Origin of the sequence: Stieleria mannarensis (assembly GCF_014154935.1) — a bacterium.
Taxonomy (GTDB): domain Bacteria; phylum Planctomycetota; class Planctomycetia; order Pirellulales; family Pirellulaceae; genus Stieleria; species Stieleria mannarensis.
In genome coordinates this window covers 1-16,014 of record NZ_JACEHH010000045.1, presented here as the reverse complement: position 1 = coordinate 16,014, position 16,014 = coordinate 1, and the positions used below count along the sequence as shown (strand labels likewise).

Annotated in this window: 19 protein-coding genes; 15 read left to right on the top strand and 4 right to left on the bottom strand. The window is 58.3% G+C overall.

The genetic code is table 11. The features are described from left to right. Positions 1-10: 10 nt before the first annotated feature. The 4 genes from H1B37_RS25000 to H1B37_RS24985 are packed head-to-tail and all read right to left on the bottom strand — an operon-like array spanning position 11 to position 3,215. Positions 11-649, bottom strand: a complete 639-nt coding sequence (locus H1B37_RS25000; protein ID WP_182870009.1) for a flagellar basal body L-ring protein FlgH — start codon at positions 647-649, stop codon at positions 11-13. 2 nt (positions 650-651) lie between these two features. Beyond that, on the bottom strand, positions 652-1,683 hold the full coding sequence (gene flgA, locus H1B37_RS24995) for a flagellar basal body P-ring formation chaperone FlgA (protein ID WP_182870008.1): 1,032 nt from the start codon (positions 1,681-1,683) through the stop codon (positions 652-654). Positions 1,684-1,686: 3 nt separating this feature from the next. Continuing rightward, positions 1,687-2,466, bottom strand: a complete 780-nt coding sequence (flgG, locus tag H1B37_RS24990) for a flagellar basal-body rod protein FlgG (protein WP_182870007.1) — start codon at positions 2,464-2,466, stop codon at positions 1,687-1,689. 29 nt (positions 2,467-2,495) lie between these two features. Beyond that, the gene (locus tag H1B37_RS24985; RefSeq protein ID WP_182870006.1) at positions 2,496-3,215 is read right to left on the bottom strand and encodes a flagellar hook basal-body protein; all 720 of its coding nucleotides are present in this window, start codon (positions 3,213-3,215) and stop codon (positions 2,496-2,498) included. Positions 3,216-3,706: 491 nt separating this feature from the next. On the opposite strand from H1B37_RS24985, the gene H1B37_RS24980 reads away from it, so the two are divergent. The 15 genes from H1B37_RS24980 to H1B37_RS24910 all read left to right on the top strand — a co-directional run bounded on the left by H1B37_RS24980 (position 3,707) and on the right by H1B37_RS24910 (position 15,872). Continuing rightward, the gene (locus tag H1B37_RS24980; protein WP_182870005.1) at positions 3,707-4,228 is read left to right on the top strand and encodes a flagellar basal body-associated FliL family protein; all 522 of its coding nucleotides are present in this window, start codon (positions 3,707-3,709) and stop codon (positions 4,226-4,228) included. After that, a complete protein-coding gene (locus H1B37_RS24975) occupies positions 4,225-5,073 on the top strand; it encodes a FliM/FliN family flagellar motor switch protein (RefSeq protein WP_182870004.1) in 849 nt (282 codons plus the stop codon). Before H1B37_RS24980 ends, H1B37_RS24975 begins: the two co-directional genes overlap by 4 nt. Before the next feature lie 17 nt (positions 5,074-5,090). Further along, positions 5,091-5,474 carry a FliM/FliN family flagellar motor switch protein gene (locus H1B37_RS24970; RefSeq protein WP_182870003.1) on the top strand — a complete coding sequence of 128 codons (384 nt, stop codon included), beginning with the start codon at positions 5,091-5,093 and terminating at the stop codon, positions 5,472-5,474. Between the two features lie 33 nt (positions 5,475-5,507). Further along, a complete protein-coding gene (locus tag H1B37_RS24965; RefSeq protein WP_182870002.1) occupies positions 5,508-6,512 on the top strand; it encodes a hypothetical protein in 1,005 nt (334 codons plus the stop codon). Between the two features lie 17 nt (positions 6,513-6,529). Next, complete coding sequence (gene fliP / locus H1B37_RS24960) at positions 6,530-7,252, top strand: flagellar type III secretion system pore protein FliP (protein ID WP_182870001.1); 723 nt, start codon at positions 6,530-6,532, stop codon at positions 7,250-7,252. Between the two features lie 25 nt (positions 7,253-7,277). Then, positions 7,278-9,416 carry a flagellar biosynthesis protein FlhA gene (gene flhA / locus H1B37_RS24955; RefSeq protein WP_182870000.1) on the top strand — a complete coding sequence of 713 codons (2,139 nt, stop codon included), beginning with the start codon at positions 7,278-7,280 and terminating at the stop codon, positions 9,414-9,416. Continuing rightward, positions 9,413-9,646: a hypothetical protein gene (locus H1B37_RS24950; protein ID WP_182869999.1), complete on the top strand. Its 234-nt coding sequence runs from the start codon at positions 9,413-9,415 to the stop codon at positions 9,644-9,646. Before flhA ends, H1B37_RS24950 begins: the two co-directional genes overlap by 4 nt. An 11-nt stretch (positions 9,647-9,657) precedes the next feature. Next, a complete protein-coding gene (locus H1B37_RS24945) occupies positions 9,658-10,374 on the top strand; it encodes a sigma-70 family RNA polymerase sigma factor (protein WP_182869998.1) in 717 nt (238 codons plus the stop codon). Next, positions 10,359-10,568 carry a hypothetical protein gene (locus tag H1B37_RS24940; RefSeq protein ID WP_182869997.1) on the top strand — a complete coding sequence of 70 codons (210 nt, stop codon included), beginning with the start codon at positions 10,359-10,361 and terminating at the stop codon, positions 10,566-10,568. The genes H1B37_RS24945 and H1B37_RS24940 overlap by 16 nt, the downstream gene beginning before the upstream one ends. Further along, a complete protein-coding gene (locus H1B37_RS24935; RefSeq protein ID WP_182869996.1) occupies positions 10,565-11,788 on the top strand; it encodes a hypothetical protein in 1,224 nt (407 codons plus the stop codon). The genes H1B37_RS24940 and H1B37_RS24935 overlap by 4 nt, the downstream gene beginning before the upstream one ends. 34 nt (positions 11,789-11,822) lie before the next feature. Beyond that, a complete protein-coding gene (locus H1B37_RS24930; RefSeq protein WP_182869995.1) occupies positions 11,823-12,500 on the top strand; it encodes a hypothetical protein in 678 nt (225 codons plus the stop codon). A 407-nt stretch (positions 12,501-12,907) separates the two neighbouring features. After that, complete coding sequence (gene trhA / locus H1B37_RS24925) at positions 12,908-13,558, top strand: PAQR family membrane homeostasis protein TrhA (protein ID WP_182869994.1); 651 nt, start codon at positions 12,908-12,910, stop codon at positions 13,556-13,558. Positions 13,559-14,453: 895 nt separating this feature from the next. Further along, positions 14,454-15,161 (top strand): tetratricopeptide repeat protein, encoded by a 708-nt coding sequence (locus tag H1B37_RS24920; protein WP_182869993.1) that lies wholly within the window; start codon positions 14,454-14,456, stop codon positions 15,159-15,161. A 155-nt stretch (positions 15,162-15,316) separates the two neighbouring features. Then, entirely contained in the window at positions 15,317-15,571 is a 255-nt protein-coding gene (locus H1B37_RS24915; protein WP_182869992.1) for a hypothetical protein, read from the top strand. 1 nt (position 15,572) lies between these two features. Next, positions 15,573-15,872, top strand: a complete 300-nt coding sequence (locus tag H1B37_RS24910; RefSeq protein ID WP_182869991.1) for a hypothetical protein — start codon at positions 15,573-15,575, stop codon at positions 15,870-15,872. Positions 15,873-16,014 lie beyond the last annotated feature (142 nt).

Here is a 16,014-nt window from a genome sequence, read left to right as displayed (position 1 = left end):
ACCGCGAGAGTTAAAAAGGCCAGAAACGGTTGAACCGGCGACTGAGCCAACCTTGGCTGGTAAACGCTTGTTCGGCCCCCACGGCATCGAGCGTCAGCCGCAGATCGGCCACCAAATACGAGGGGACGGTGTTGCCGGGCAGGATGTCGTACTGGCGGACGATGCCCGTCAGTTTCAAATCCCGTACGTCACCCTGGACGGAGATCTTACGCGTGCCCTCGACGACCAGGTTGCCGTTGGGCAGGACGTCGACCACGATCACACTGAATCGGTCGGTGATCTGTCGTTCGCTGCGGAATTCCGCATCGCCGGTGAAGGCGCGTTGGTTGGAGGTGCTGGTGCCCAGCTCGGCGTTGCCGTTGCCGCTGCCGATGGTGCCACCGATGCCATAGTCGAAACCTTGGCTGGACGAGGAATTGCCGGTCTTGTCCATCGACCGTTCGTCGCGGTTTTCGACGTCCGTGCTTTCGGCGATCAGGATCGACAACGTGTCACCGCGGTTGCGGGCCGCGTAGTCGCGGTACTGGTCGATCTGGTTGTTGCTGCGTCGCTCGAACAAACTTTGGCCGATCGATGATTGTGATGTCAGTGCGGTCGCCAAGACGACCAGCAAGGGCACGAGCCGCCGCAGCGTTGAATGGTGATGCATCGTTAGCGCCTTCGTAGGTTCGTAGAAACGGTTGCCAGGTTCTTTCCCAGGATGGAGGCGTTGAAGCGTCGGTTGGTTTGCGGGTTGAGCACCTCGATCGTGTCGCCGATCTCGCCCGATTCCATCGCCCGGGCGTTCTTCAATCGAATCTCTCCTCGTCCGACGCTGATCACCACATCGACCAGATCGTTTCGTTTGACCGTCTGGGACGACCGCCCGCGGGTGCTGCGGAAGTGGCTGGTCAACAGAATCGAATTGCCGGCGATATACCGGCTGGCCGTGCGTCCGGCCGCGGTGTCCGGATTCGCATAGTCGGCCTTTTGGGTGATCAATCGATCAACCGCATGGAACATTTCGGGTTTCAAGACGGCTCCTTGAGCGATCGGCCCGCGGGCAATCGCGACCCGCATGGAAAGGCTGACCAGGGCATCGAACGAATGCGAGTATTGATTCCCCGACGAATCGAGGATCGAAACAGCCAGCCGGGTCCGGCCGACCGGGAACTCATTGCGGGGCACCAGGTCAACGTCGAAGCCACCGGCGGCAAGCCGTTTCTCCAAGGATTCCAGTTGAGGCGTTTGCGTCAACCGAATGTCGACCCGCTCGGGCGCGATGGCGAATTGTTGACTGAGTTTGGTTTCCAACAGCCGCTCCAATTCGCTCCGCAATTTGGCCGGCGAAGAACGTCGGGCCGAGACCGTCGACGGCCCAATGATCTTGATGGAATCTCGCTCGAACCCGGCCAACAACAGACGCATTTCGATCTGCTTGCGGGTGATCGAGCAATCATCTCGGTCACGCAGCGATTCCAGATCCAGCTGTTCGATCGAACGTCGGTCCGACGGGGTGGCGCCCAGCACGTTGGCAACGTCGCCGATCCGAACCGTCGTGTCGGCCACTGCCGAAGATTCTTGATGAAGCGCAACGACGACATCCCCCGCCACCGCGGCGCGATGGTGGTCCAGACCGATCAGGCCACCGGGGAACCCGATCAGCAAGCCGAACAACAGAGTTGAGATGCGAACAGAGTTCATCGATTATCGAACCAGATCACTTGCGGAGGACAGCATTTCGTCACCGGCGCGGATGGCCCGCGAGTTGATTTCGTAGGCGCGTTGGGCGGTAATCAGCGACACCAATTCCGAAACGACTTCGACGTTGGAACCTTCGAGGAACTGCTGGCGGATTTGTCCGTTGCCATCGAGCCCGGGTTCGCCGAGGATCTCCGGGCCGGACGCCGCGGTTTCCATGTACAGATTGCTGCCGATGTTCTGCAAACCGGCGGGGTTGGCGAAACGCGCCAGTTGAATCGTCGGGCCGACGGTCGAAACGCCGTCGATTTGGTAGCTGACCACGCCGGTCGAGGAAATCGATAGGTTGGTCGCTTGCTGGGGGATCGTGACTTGGGGATCCAGCAGGTAGCCGTCGGCGTTGACCATCTGGCCTTGGTCATTCAGCGTGAACGAACCGTCGCGGGTGTAGGCGATCGTGTTGCCCTGGGTGACTTTGAAAAATCCGTCACCTTCGATCGCCATGTGGGTGTCGATGCCCGTTTCGGTGGGCGTCCCTTGGGCGAACAGGCTGGTCGTGCCGACGGCGCGGACACCGCTTCCGATCTGCAAACCGATCGGTTTGATTTCGCCGTTGGCCGAGGCGGCCCCGGGAGGCGTCTTAGTGTCGTACAACAAGTCGGCAAAGTTGATGTGCTTCTTCTTGAAACCGGTGGTGTTGACGTTGGCCAGGTTGTTGGCGGTGTTGTCAATCATCAATTCCTGGGCGCGCATGCCGGTCGCGCTGGAATAGAATGCTTTTAACATGGTGGACCTATGCTGCTGTCAATTCGGGTCTAGGAGCGGATGTATTCTTTCAGCGAATCGGAAAGTGTTCGGGTCGCTTTCTCGACCGCTTCGTGTTGTCGCGTGTTGACGATCAGTGCGATCAGTTCGGTGACCGGGTGGACGTTGGACAATTCGTGAGTGAACTGGTTGATCTTGACCGGCGCTTCGCTTTCGATCGCATCGGGACCGGGTGTAAAGCCGAGGGCGCCGACCGGGATCAGCGTTCCGTTGTTTTGATAGGCGACCGGCAGAATCTTGCCGACCTCTCGGTCGCCGGCCGACACGGTGCCGTCGGCCGCGATGGTGATTTCGCGATCGGAAACGTCCGGATCGATGGTGATGGGGCCGTTTTCGCCGCGGATCGGGATCCCGTCTTCGTTGACCAGGATGTTGCTTTGGGGGGCGCGGAACAGTCTGCCGTTTCGCGTCAAATAGGGCTGGCCGCCGTCGTCTTCGAACACGAAGAAGCCGTCACCGGCGATCGACAGGTCCAGCGGCCGTTCGGTCGGCGTGATCCGGCCGGGAGTGAAATCGGAGGTCAGTTTTTCGACCTCCGGTCCCAAGTCGACCGTGGTGTTGGGGGATGTTTCTTCAAAACGCTGTTTCACGGCCGGTTGGACGCGGCGGTGCCCGCTGGAATTGACGTGCATCAGATTGCTGCTGATCAGCTCCTGGTGCTTTGCCAATGTCTGCATCGCGGCGGCGCCGCTGTAAAGTCCGTTGATCATTCGACCTTCCTGTCCGTGGGGGGATCACCGTTGGCCGGGAGACACGGAAACCAAAAGCAATCCTGCGGTACTGGTTGTGTCGAATATCCGGCGTCTGGCGGTGAGAGAATTGGGTCGCCTTGGGCAAGAACGCCCGAGGGTTAACCCACACCGAGTGCAAGCGAAAAGGGGGCAGGTGCAAGCGAAAAGGGGGCAGGTGCCAACAATGCGAAGCAGCCTGCGGGCCATCTGGTTTTTGGTACCTGCCCCCTTTTTGCCAACCACCCCTGCCCAATGAGATTGTGGGGGTTTGCCCTCATCGGCTAATGAAACAGCGGTCGCGACTGAATTCCGTCACCCGGGCCGGACGATAAGCTGTAACGACACGGAAAGATGAACCGGTCACGCAAAGATGACCGTCGGCCGGCTGGCATTCGGCCTCCGACCCACGTGCGACGTCGGGCCCGCCGCCGCGTGAACCCTCCCCCCCTTCCCAACACTTCAACCGATCCATGGCAGACGACAACGAGTCCGGAGCGGACGACAAAAAGAAATCCGGCATGCTTTCCAAGCTCGTGATTTGGGGGGCGGTGTTTGTGATGGGCGCCGGGACCGGCGTGGCCGTTCCCATGTTTGTCCTGCCCTCGGATCCAAACGCGACTCAAAGCGCGGCGGTGGATGAAGACCGCATGGACATCCCCGAACCGGATGACAAGCTGGCGTTCGTCGATTTCGATGAAATCGTGGTCAATCTGAATGATGACCGCTATTCACGCTACCTGACCTGCACGTTTTCGCTGCAAATCGCCGCCTCGCAGCAAGAAGCGATCACCAAACTGGTGGAAGACAAGAACGTGGTGCTGAAGAACTGGCTGATCGCTCATTTGCGTGACAAGAAGTTGGAAGATGTCCGCGGAAAACTGGGACACAACCTGTTGCGCCGCGAGATTCACGACAAATTCAACGCGATGTTGTTCACCGACGGCATCGAGCGAATTCAAGACGTCCTCTTCCAGGATTTCAAGGTTCAATGAACGTTCGCCCGTTCGATTTTCGTGACATCGCTGCCCTGGATGACACTGCCGTTGCCATTCGAACTTGGATTTCGAAGTCGACGTCGTTCTTCTCGGACTATTGGGTCGAGGCGACCGGATTCAGTGCCAAATTGGAACTGGGTGCGATCACCACCGAGTCCTACGAGAAGGTGCTCAGTGAAATCCCGCGGCACGACCTGTGCTGCGTCGCTGAAATCAAGGAACGCTCGCCATCGGTCTGGTACGCATCGAGCGATCAGTTTCGCATCATCCTGTCCGATCTGCTGTGCTTGACTCCCTCGGACGAGGGCGGCGACAAGGACCTCAGTGCGATCGAGACGGATCTGGCGAACTACTTCATCGCACGCCTGGCCGATTCGATCAGCCGCGGCTGGATGGGCCAGGGCGACTTGGAAATCGAAGTCACGGATCTGGAAAAAGATGCCCGCAAACTGCGATTGTTTCGGGGCAAGGACCTGGTCACCAAGGTCTGCATCGAAGTCGAATGCAAGGGCGGCAAGGCGACATTGAACTGGTTGTTGCCCAAACAAAAGCTGCCGGCCTTGCTGGACGAAACCGTCGACAACCGCGACGGTGGCGCACCGGCCACGCCGTCCAAGGAGCTGATCGGACAGATGCCCTTGGAAGTCGTGACGATGCTGGGCAGCGCCAGCATTCCGATGTCCGAACTGAGCAAGCTGAAACCCGGCGAATTGATCGTCCTGGACCAACGCATCGACCAACCGATGGTTTCCCATGTCGATGGCGAGCCGGCGTTTGAATGTTGGCCCGGCCGGTTGGGGAACAAACAGGCCGTCCAAGTCTCGAGATGTTTGAACGATTAGACCAAGGAATGTGATTCATGGCTGAAACCAAAACAGAAACGCCCGTGTCGGACGACCCGCAAACGGTCGCCCAGGACGCTCAAGCCGGCGCTGCCGACGAACAGGTCGATGACACGATTCCGGAATTCGAGCAACTAAAACCGAATCCGCCCAAAGCGTCCAAAGACCTCGATTTTTCCCGCTTCGGGGGCGTCCAGGTCACCCTGGCGGCCGAGCTGGGACGCACCCAATTGACGATCCAAGAATTAATCGGGCTGGCGGAAGGATCGGTCGTTGAATTAAACCGGGCCATCAGCGCGCCGGTCGAGTTGGTTGCCCAAGGCGTTCCCTTGGGCAACGGCGAGGTGGTCGTGATTGACAATCAATTCGCGATTCGAATCAAAGAAATCTATCCCTCCTAGCACCAACGATTCGGCATTCTCATGGACGTCAACATGCCTTTCCGCTTTACCCCAAAAACGAAGTGCGTTTTTTACGCACTGCTGGTTTCGTCGACCCTCGCGACCCTCGGCCACGGTCACGTCCACGGCCAGGGCTACGCTGATGATCGAGGTTACGCTGATGGCCGGGGCTACGCCGATGGCCGGGGCTACGCCGATGGACGAGCCCTGAACCGCATCGAGTCGCGCAGCTCGCGTCACAGCGGCATGGTCGACCAACTCTCACGTGGCGAGTCGACCGTCAGCATCCGTCGCCCGGTGCTTTCGGGCGATATCGGCACGGTCGACCGTGATACTCGCACGGCCATCCCCGAAAGCCCGCTGCGACCGTCCGCCGGCGGAGAACCGGTGGTCGCGCTGCGTCCCCAACCGATGTCGGTGCGTCAGGCCAATTTTGAAACCAGCGACCCGCTTGGCGGCGTTTATTCCGACGAGCAAACGCAATTGCAGTCGCGGCAGCAGTTGGATCAGCTGAACGCCCAAGAACACTATCAATCGTTCATCCAGCGTGAGCAGGCCGCGGCGCCGTCGGAGAAAGCGGACGCGACAGAAATGATCAGCCGGATCGGGATCAACCTGGTTTTCGTACTCGCACTGGCCGTCGGCGGAATCCTGTTCGTGCGACAGATTCAAAAGGGCAAGCAAGGTTCCAAGTCGTCAACGCCCACCGATCTGGCCGGGTTAAAAATCGACCAGGTCCTGCAAGTCACCCGCGGCGTCAGTTTGTACCTGGTCGATTCGATGGCCAGCAAAATCCTGGTCGCGGTCGACGGCGGCGGGATTAAATCCGTCAGCGTCCTGCCTTCGCGATTCGAAGACGAATTGGAAGACCCCGACGCCTTCAGCCGGCCCAAAGAACCCGATGCCGTGGCCGCACGAGCCGGAGCTGCCAACGCGACTCGCCAAGCCTCTCGCCGCAGCGTCAACAAGACGTCCAGCTCCGACATCGATGAGAACCTGATCCGGCTGCTTCTGACGAAATCGAAAGAAGCCGCCTGATCGAATTGGGGACCGAAATGGAATTCGCGTTGATCGCCCAGTTATCCGCCGACCCGGCCAGCGACCCGTCGCAGCTGTTTTCGGATCTTGCGCCGCCGTTGCAGGTCGCGGTGTTGCTCGGTGCGCTCAGCTTTGCCACGGCCATGTTGGTCTGTGTCACGGCGTTCACGCGAATCATCATCGTGCTGTCCTTCGTTCGCCGGGCATTGTCCACTCAAGAGATTCCGCCGAACCAGGTGATGATGGGGCTGAGCCTGTTTCTGACGCTGTTCGTCATGGCCCCCACGTTTGAAAAGATTCACGACAACGCGGTGATCCCATTGTTGGAAGCCCAGGAAGCGGCCGGGGAGGACGAGGAACCCGAATTCGGCTTCGTCGATGCGTGGAAAATCGCATCGGAAGAGTTGAAGGTGTTCATGTTGCACAACACACGGACGAACGACTTGGCGCTGTTCTTTGAACTCTCCGAAACCGTCCCGCCGTCCCAGCGAATGGACACGCCGCTGAAGATCGCGGTGCCGGCGTTCATCATCAGCGAACTCAAGACGGCCTTCATCATGGGATTTTGCATCTACATCCCCTTCCTGCTGATCGACTTGGTCATTTCAACGATCTTGATGGCGTTGGGGATGATGATGATGCCGCCGGTCGTCGTTTCGACGCCCTGCAAGTTGCTGCTGTTCGTGTTGGTGGACGGCTGGCAATTGATTTCAAAAGCACTTGTCGCAAGTTTTGCCTAAGGGTTAACCGGCGTACCAAATCAAGATGAAAGAGACGGATTCGAATTTCGGATTTCTTCAGCGGAGTGAGCTGTGGCTTTCGGCCTCGTTCCTCGCGATGCTGATCGTCCTGATCATCCCCCTGCCGACGTTCCTGCTGGACATGTTTCTGGCGTGCAACATCGCCGCGGCGATCCTGTTGTTGCTGGTCACGTTGGGAGCCAAACGGCCGCTGGACATCGCGTCGTTTCCGTCGCTGTTGTTGTTGCTGACCCTGTTTCGATTGTCGCTCAACGTCGCCACGACGCGTTTGATTCTGTTGGACGGCAATGCCGGCAAGATCGTGTTGACGTTCGGCGATTTTGTCGTCGGCGGAAACCTGGTCGTCGGTCTGGTGATCTTTTTGATCTTGGTCACCATTCAATTCATCGTGATCACCAAGGGGGCGACGCGGATCTCCGAAGTCAACGCCCGGTTCACGCTCGATGCGATGCCCGGAAAACAGATGGCGATCGACGCCGAACTCAACAGCGGTGCGATCGATGAGAAAGAAGCACGGGATCGGCGCAAAGGGTTGACCCAGGAAGCCGAGTTCTATGGTGCAATGGACGGTGCCAGCAAGTACGTCCGCGGCGACGCGATCGCGGGTTTGATCATCATGGTCGTCAACATCCTGGGCGGCGTGATCCTGGGCGTCAGCGACGGACAAGCCATCACCGACGCCGTTCAAATCTATTCCATTTTGACGATCGGCGACGGATTGGTTTCGCAAATCCCGGCCCTGATCATCGCCACCAGTGCGGGCATCCTGGTCACCAAGTCGGCTTCGGAATCGAACCTCGGCGATGAAATCAACAACCAGGTTTCGGGCGCTTATCGATCGCTGTACCTGGGGCCGCTGATCTTGCTGTTGATCGGGTTCACGCCTGGGTTCCCCAAACTGCCCTTCATGCTGTTGGCCGGTGTGGTGTTCGCCTTCGTGTTCTTTGCCAAACAACGCGAGTTGGCCAAGGAGGCCGAGGTCGCCGAAGAACCACAGGTCGCCGAACCGACGCAAACGCCCGAAGAGAAGGGGTTACAAAAGTTCGTCCAGTCGGAGCGGATCATCATCGAAATCGGTGCCGGGCTGATCGCGCTTGCCGAACCCAAACGTGGCAAGGGCATCGCCGAACGGATCTCGACGTTGCGCGAGGACGTGGCGATCGAACATGGGTTTTGGGTTCCCGCGGCGCGGATCCGAGACAACCTGCAGATCGGTGTCAACGAGTATCGCTTCCTGATCTGCGGACGAGAGATCGCACGGGGCCAAGTGTTCGTCAACGACTTCTTGGCAATCAATCCCGGCAGCATCAAGGCGGAACTGGAGGGCGAGCCGATTCGGGACCCCGCGTTCGATTTGCCGGCCAAGTGGATCCCCGAATCACAGCGTCGTCGGGCCGAGGTGTTAGGGTTTACCGTCGTCGACGCGCCGACTGTATTGATCACGCACCTCAGCGAGTGTTTGCGCAAGCACGCCCACGAACTTTTAAGCCGCCAGGACCTTCAGTCCATGCTAGAAAAACTGAAGGAGATCGCGCCGACAACCGTCGAAGAAATCAAGCCGGACACCGTCCGCCCCGCCACCCTGCACCAAGTGCTGCTGAATCTGCTCCGCGAACGTATCTCCATCACCGCGCTGGAGAAAATCGTCGAATCCGCAGTCCAGTTCGGTCCCCAAATCAAAGACCCCATCCAGTTGACCGAAAAGATTCGAGGCGGAATCGGACACATCATCTGTGATCGATTCCGAGACAGCAATGGCAACGTGAGGGTAATCATCCTGGAGCCACGGTTGGAACACTATTTCCGAGAACACTTGAACGGAGACGCAATCGTCTTGCGGCCGGACCAGTTGGAACGGTTGATCATGGAGTTGCAGGCGAAGTGGGAAGCGTCGCGATTGAAGAATCAAATGGCCACGGTGTTGGTGGATTCGTCGGTCCGTTTCCCGTTGCATCGCACCATCTTTCGATCGTTGCCCGAGATCAGTGTGGTCGCTTACAGCGAGGTGCCATCGGATTTGCGGATCGAGTCGGTGGGGATGATCCGATACGAAGATGTCTTGGGTGAAGGCGACGCGGCCACACCGGACCCCTTCGTGCTCGGGCTTCAGGGGAAAGAAGGTAATCAAGAAGAGACGAAATGAGCGGAAAGTCAACCACCAGGCGGGCATCGCAGCGGATGCAAAAAGCGTTTCCGGTAGGAACGTTGGTTGCGTTATTGACCGCAGTCGCCGTCACGTTGATCGGAATCGTCATGGGGGTCGAATCAACCACGATCCTGATGCGCGCCGCCATATCCGCGTTGATGGTCGGATCGGTCGTCTCGATCGGTGTGGGCGTGATTCGACTCGCTGACGCAGACTACAAGGACTGAGCCGTTCACCTATGAAAGCGACGCTCGAAACGACGTACAAAGCATCCCCTTCGACGCAATCCGATCGCGATCGGCTTGTGCTGGATAACATCGATTACGTCGGGCGGATCCTCAGTACGATGACGTTCTTCCGCAAGAATGACGATCATCGGGAAAACCTCCATTCGGCCGGCATCCTGGGGCTCGTGCAAGCCGCCGCCAGTTTTGATCCCGACCAGGGCGTCGCGTTCCGTACCTTCGCCTACCCGCGTATCCGTGGCGCGATCGTCGATGAGCTGCGCAAGCAATCGCCCGTCTCGCCACGCATGATGCGGCACGTCGGCACAATCAAACGACTGTGCGAAACACTCGAACCACCGATCACCCCCGAACAACTCGCCCAGCGATCCAGCCTGTCGATCGAAGTCGTGCTGGAATGCCTGGAAGCGATGCGGTTCATCAAGCCCGATGACTGGAATGATCTTTCGGACGTAGTTCACAAAACTTGGCGGACCAGTATCGATTCTCCGGAAGATCTGGCCGAAAAAGAAGAAATCGGAGAGCTGCTCGCAGAATTGATCGAGCAATTGCCAGAGAAGGAACGCTTGGTGATGACCCTGTACTACTCCGAGGAGTTGAACCTGGCTGAAATCGGGGCTGCGATGGGATTGTCCGAATCGCGCACCTCACGCCTGTTGGCTGCAGCACGCTTCAGACTCAAGGAGGCCATTCGATGGAAGACAAGCTAGGGATCGGTTTGAAAGAACGTACCACCAGAGTCGGCGGACCACGTGTCCGAGTCGGCCCCACCAAACATTGCAACACCGAACCGGAAGTTCGAGTGGTCAAAGACGGGAATCGAATCGAATCGATCGTGATCGCTTGCTCCTGTGGCGAAGAGATCACGGTCGTTTGCGGCTATGACGAGAATCAGACGACGTGATTAAGACTCGCAGCAACGAACGAACACGCGACCAAGACGCGGCGGCGATCGACGGTGAGCCCGCCGATGGCTGCCGATGCGCGCCGACGAAGCGTCCGGTCGCTGTTGCGGCGCTGCTAATCGTACTTGGATGTTGGGCCGCGACACCGGCCCTGGGCCAAGATCGGCAACGTGTCCAGCGCGAACAAAACCCGAATTCAACGTTGCGGAAACTCGATCTGCTGCAGCAGAGTGTGAAGCGCCGGCTGAAAACGGCATTGGGCGTGTCCAAGACGTCGTCCGATTCGGACCGTGCCCCGACCGGTGGCCCCGACCAAGCTCCGCGCGATTCAAACGCTCGCACGGATGAACGCGTCGCGAACGACGTCGACGCCCCGCGCGGACAAGTCGATGCGCGGACCGCGCCACCGCATTGGACTCCCAACGAAGTCACCGCAGCACCGCAGTATCAACGGCAGCCGCAATATCAACCGCAGCCACAGTACCAGTCGCAGTACCAAGCTCAGACGCAATACGAACCGCAGCAGCCATACCAAGCACCGCCGCCGTTCAGGCAACAGTCACCGGCGGTCCAAAACCCAATGGACGCCGGCGGGAACTCCCAGCCGCACGCGGTCGGGCCCGCGGCGTACAACCAGATTCAAACACCATTGCCGCAACCGATTGCCGAGCTTGCGACCGGCGAACTGCCCCCGCCGCACCTGCAAGACGGCGGCGGAGAACCCTATCCGCGCTGGGATGGATCGCCCCAGCCGACCAGCCCCTACGCTGCGGAACGTCACAACCCTTCACGTGCCGGCAGTCAGTGGAACCAACCCGGGCCGCGTTACGCAGCCGCGGCCGTCAACGGCAACGCGCCGCTGGCACGCGGCAGTGTGCTGGGCGGTGACCAGATCACGGCCACACAACATGCGTTGCGACTGATCGAAGAGAACGGTGATCTGAAAGCCAAGTTGGCGATGATGGACGCCGAAATCAAACGGCTGAAAGAAAAACTCGCACAATCCGAAACGTTGCTGGAACGCTCCAACGAAGCCATCGAGTCGGCGTATGACGAGATCGAAGCAACGCGCCAGCTCAACCGCGATCTGCAAACCAAGCTCAGCGATGCCGAACTGAAATACAACCGCTACCTGATGGAAACCGATCGAACGCTGCAGTCGATTCGGCAAGAGTTGGACGATGTGTTGGTTCGAGAGATTTCGGCGAAAAGGAATTAGCGTCGTGGACAGAACGAATCGACGATTGTTTTTCATGACCTGCACCCTGGTCGCGTTGTCTGGTGCTTCTGTCGGGGCCGCGCCGCCGTGGTGGTCTGCCCGCTGCAGCGGCAAATGTGGCAAGACCTGTCACTGTGGGGCGACTGCGGACGCAACGGCAAAGACGGGGCCGGCGAAATGCCCGCCGCAGCCGGTTCGGACGTCCCCGTTGCTCAGTCAGTTGAAACCGAACCGCGTGCTGATCGTGGTTCCGCTGGACCGGCAAGATCGCTTGAAAGAGCAGCTGGCGTTGATGCGAATGCTGGCCACCGCGCTGCGGCAACACTCCCGGATCGATGTGGTGGAAAGCCCGCGGCGAATTTGTGAAGCCTGCTTTCCGATCCACAGCGGCCAATTCGACGAACGCAAGCTGGTCGATTTGGGCGATCGGTTCTTCGTCGACACGGTGTTGTACTGCAACATCGAATCGATCGATGCCTACAGTCCGATGCGATTGGAAATCCAGTTCTTGGCCGTCAATGTCGCACAGTCGGTGGCGATCGTGTCGGGGGCCCACACCTTTGATCTGGCCGATCCGGCCATGAGCGAATGTTTCTATGGCGCGATGAACGCCGATCCCGAAATCAACACCACGCTCAAGAACTCGCCCTCGCGTCTGATCGACTTCGGCGCGACACGCGTGGCCGGTGCACTGACGCGGGTCTGGAAGTAGACGCCCGCGACAAACTCGCGCAAGCTCGGCGTCAACCCATGGTTTCGGTCTGGCTGTTAAAGAGACCTTCCAAGGGAGCATTGGTGTCAACACAAATCCTCGGGAAGACACCCCGCTTGCATCGATTGTTCGGCCAACGGCCGTTCACACCCATAGCCTTGGGCATCGCCCAAGGTTCCCCATGAGGACCGAGATCATTTGGCCAAGGGCCATAGACAAACGCTTGCCCCAGATTTAGTCCTGTCTATGGCCGTTGGCCAAAGCGGTGTACGTTGTACGTGAATTCCTGGGGCGGCGCGGCCTCGCTGACGCTCGATCCGCTTGCCCCAGGCTACGGGTTTTGATGCCCTTCAGGCAAGGAGATCGGTTGAGTCTCCTCGTATGTCACCAAGCCTATCCTATCTCTCGTGAACGCCCCCTCCCCACCCCATGGAAACGCCCCCGTCCGTCCGGACGAAGAGTGGGCCAACGCGCTCACGCACGGCGTGGCGGCGTTGTCAGCGCTGCTTTTGGGCGGCTGGCTGGTGCTCGATGCGTTGCCCGACAATCCGGGATTGGCGTTTGCGTGCGGGGCGTACATCGCATCGGTGTTTGCGACGTTCTCGTTTTCGGCGCTCTCGCACACGATTCTTCAACAACCGTTGTTGGACACGCTGCGGGCCTGGGACCAAGCGATGATCTACGCGATGATTTCCGGGACGTACACACCGATCATTTACCGCCATGCCCCCGACGCGGTCCTAGTGCCCCTGTTGACCGCGATCTGGGTCGCCGCGTTTGCCGGGATTGCCGGCAAGTTGTTGCTGCGTCACCGGGTCAACAACGTCGCGACGGTCAGCTATCTGTTGCTCGGTTGGTTACGGGCAATCCCGTTGTATGGCAACGTCCCCTCCGGCCTGGGCTGGGGCATGTTGCTCGGCGGGGTGCTGTACACGTTGGGCGTGATCGTGTTGCTGAACGATTCCAAGCTCAAGTACCTGCACGTCGTCTGGCACCTGTTCGTCATCTCCGCCGCCCTGTGCCATTTCATGGCGATTTGGTGGTACGTCGTGGCTTAGTGGGAGCGTGGTCCTCCATCGCTGCACCAAATACGCCAGCCCTCCCGGACGATCGCCGAAGTCCTCTCGCTACACGACGCCCCTTCCGGGCGGTCGTCGAAGTCCTTTCGGTGTACGACGGCCCTTCCGGGCGGTCGCTCTTCCGATCCAATCGGCGCCCGATAGCCCGGCGCGAATTGCGATCGGCCCGATAGGCCGGCGGAAGCTTGACCGGGATCCCGCCGTGCCCTACTATCGGGTGGCGGGAGATATTCCGCGGTCCGACCGGGGAATATCGGTTTTTACCCCAGTCGGACCACCAATAATTAGTTGTTATCCTATCACAGCGTCATTTGAGTCGACGATGAGCATTCGCTCTCTTTTGCTACTAACGTTTATCGCTGCCATCATCTTCGTGACGTGGCAGACTTGCTGGGGAGTCTCATTGTTCTTGGCGGCTCTGACTGCGCTTGCGTTCGTAAATTATCTTCGTAACCATAGCGTCGCAAGGAGATCAGTGCGTCGACCGCTCTTTGTGGTGTTGGCTGTAATCGTTTATTGGTTGTCATTTGGTCCGGCTGTCGCTGCTGACCAATTCGTTTCCAATCTCCGACCGGGTACGGGCAAGTACTTCGCAAACGCTCCACTATTTCAATGGACCTATCCCTTCCACTGTCAAATGTACACATGGCCCCGCCGCAACGACCCGCGTGCCCAATATCGTAGACTATTGGAGCAGTACCATGCCCAATGGCGTGGTCTCGGGGCAAACGCGAGGGGCTTTGTCGATGCATTCGGTGACGAGGTTTAGGATAACCATGCCGTGCACACGAAGGACGGCTTGCGCGGTTTTTGGTGTGGAAGATCTTTCGTCCGTCCTCGGTGACGGCTGCCGTTCTGTGTCAAACGAAGCCACATGCCAAACTCTACTGAACTCGTCCATCGCGCCATCGACCTATCTGATTCCGGCGATTACATGGCCGCGATCAAGCTACTCACTCGTGCCATTGCGACTGACACGAGCAACGCACAAGCATTCTTCGAGCGCGGCATGGTTTACATGAACCTAGACCAAGACGCTGACGCCGTTCCAGACTTCGATCGGGCCCTTGCAATTGATCCAGAATTCCCGGGCGCACGCGATTGGCGTTCACGCGCGCTCGAATCACTCGGCGATCATCAAAGCGCTGCCGAAGACCGCTTAAACGATCTCGAATCACACCCTGACGGCCCGTACGAAGGCATGGGCGTTAGTCCACAGAAATGGGCTGACTGTGCGGAAGCGTTTATCAACGCTGGTAACTGGCAGAAGGCTCAAGAACTTCTTGAAGAATACTTCGCAACATATGCTCCAAAGGTTACAAGCTACGCTCGTTTCGAAACGGCACCGATGCGCATGCTTGCGAAGCTCTTAATTCAATCTGGAGATTTCGCTCGTGCATGCGAATTTGCGCACATGGCGTACTCTAGCAATTACCAATGCCCCGCCGATGTGTTCGTTTATGCGCTGGCGCTTGAATCCGTCGGTGATTTAGATGCGGCACGTAGTGTTTGCCACGAAGCAATCAAGATCAATGATCAAATGCCGGGTGTCATGGAATTACACGAACGGCTCGCGGGATGACACAGAACAAAACGTTGAACGCGAGTGGCTACGGCTGCGGTGATTCAGCGGTTAAACTGATGGAAACGTGGTCGGTGGTTCACGGTCGGTCTTGATGGTCCGCCACCGCGTTAACTTGGTCGTTATCCGGCAGTAGCTTCCAACACTTGTTCACAATGCCCAGCGACGAAGAAATCGCTCGACGCTCACTCGATCTCCAAAAGCGTGCGCGTGACGTACCGCTCACGCAGATTCCCGGATACATGGAATGGTCCAAACAAAAACTTGCCGATGGCGTTTCCGACGCACTGATTGCTCACCTTGATGCGACTTCTATGTGGCTGCTGCCCGAAGACGTTAATTCTGTGTCCACCGATGATTTCGACGAAATGCTCGACGATTTGAAATCCACAGCCGAGGATACCGACTGATTTGTCCGTCATTACGATTCACATCACGAAACCGACTGATCTGCCGACACTTGTCCGAGCAATTCGTCCCGCAACCGGCCAGTCCATCGCTCAGATCAAATCGTGCATCGACAACAACACGCCAATCTTTGAACATGAATTGTTCCTCAACGACTTTGCCGATCTCGCAGACACGCTTCGCCAGCTTGTTGCCGCATTGACTGAAACCGATGCCGAATTCATCATCTGCGAATCTGGAGACGTGATCTCCGATACAACGCTGTTCAACATTCTGGAAGGTTCGGAACAATATCGCCTATAATCGTCCGTTGTCGAAGGAACGCGAATGCCGGATAACCAGTAAGGATTTGACTTCGCGAGCTTGCGAGCCGAAGTTCAAGTCCTCTGTTCAAGAAGCCCGTCAGCGCCAGAGCGGCCGTCTAAATCTCTCTTGGATTTTGCTG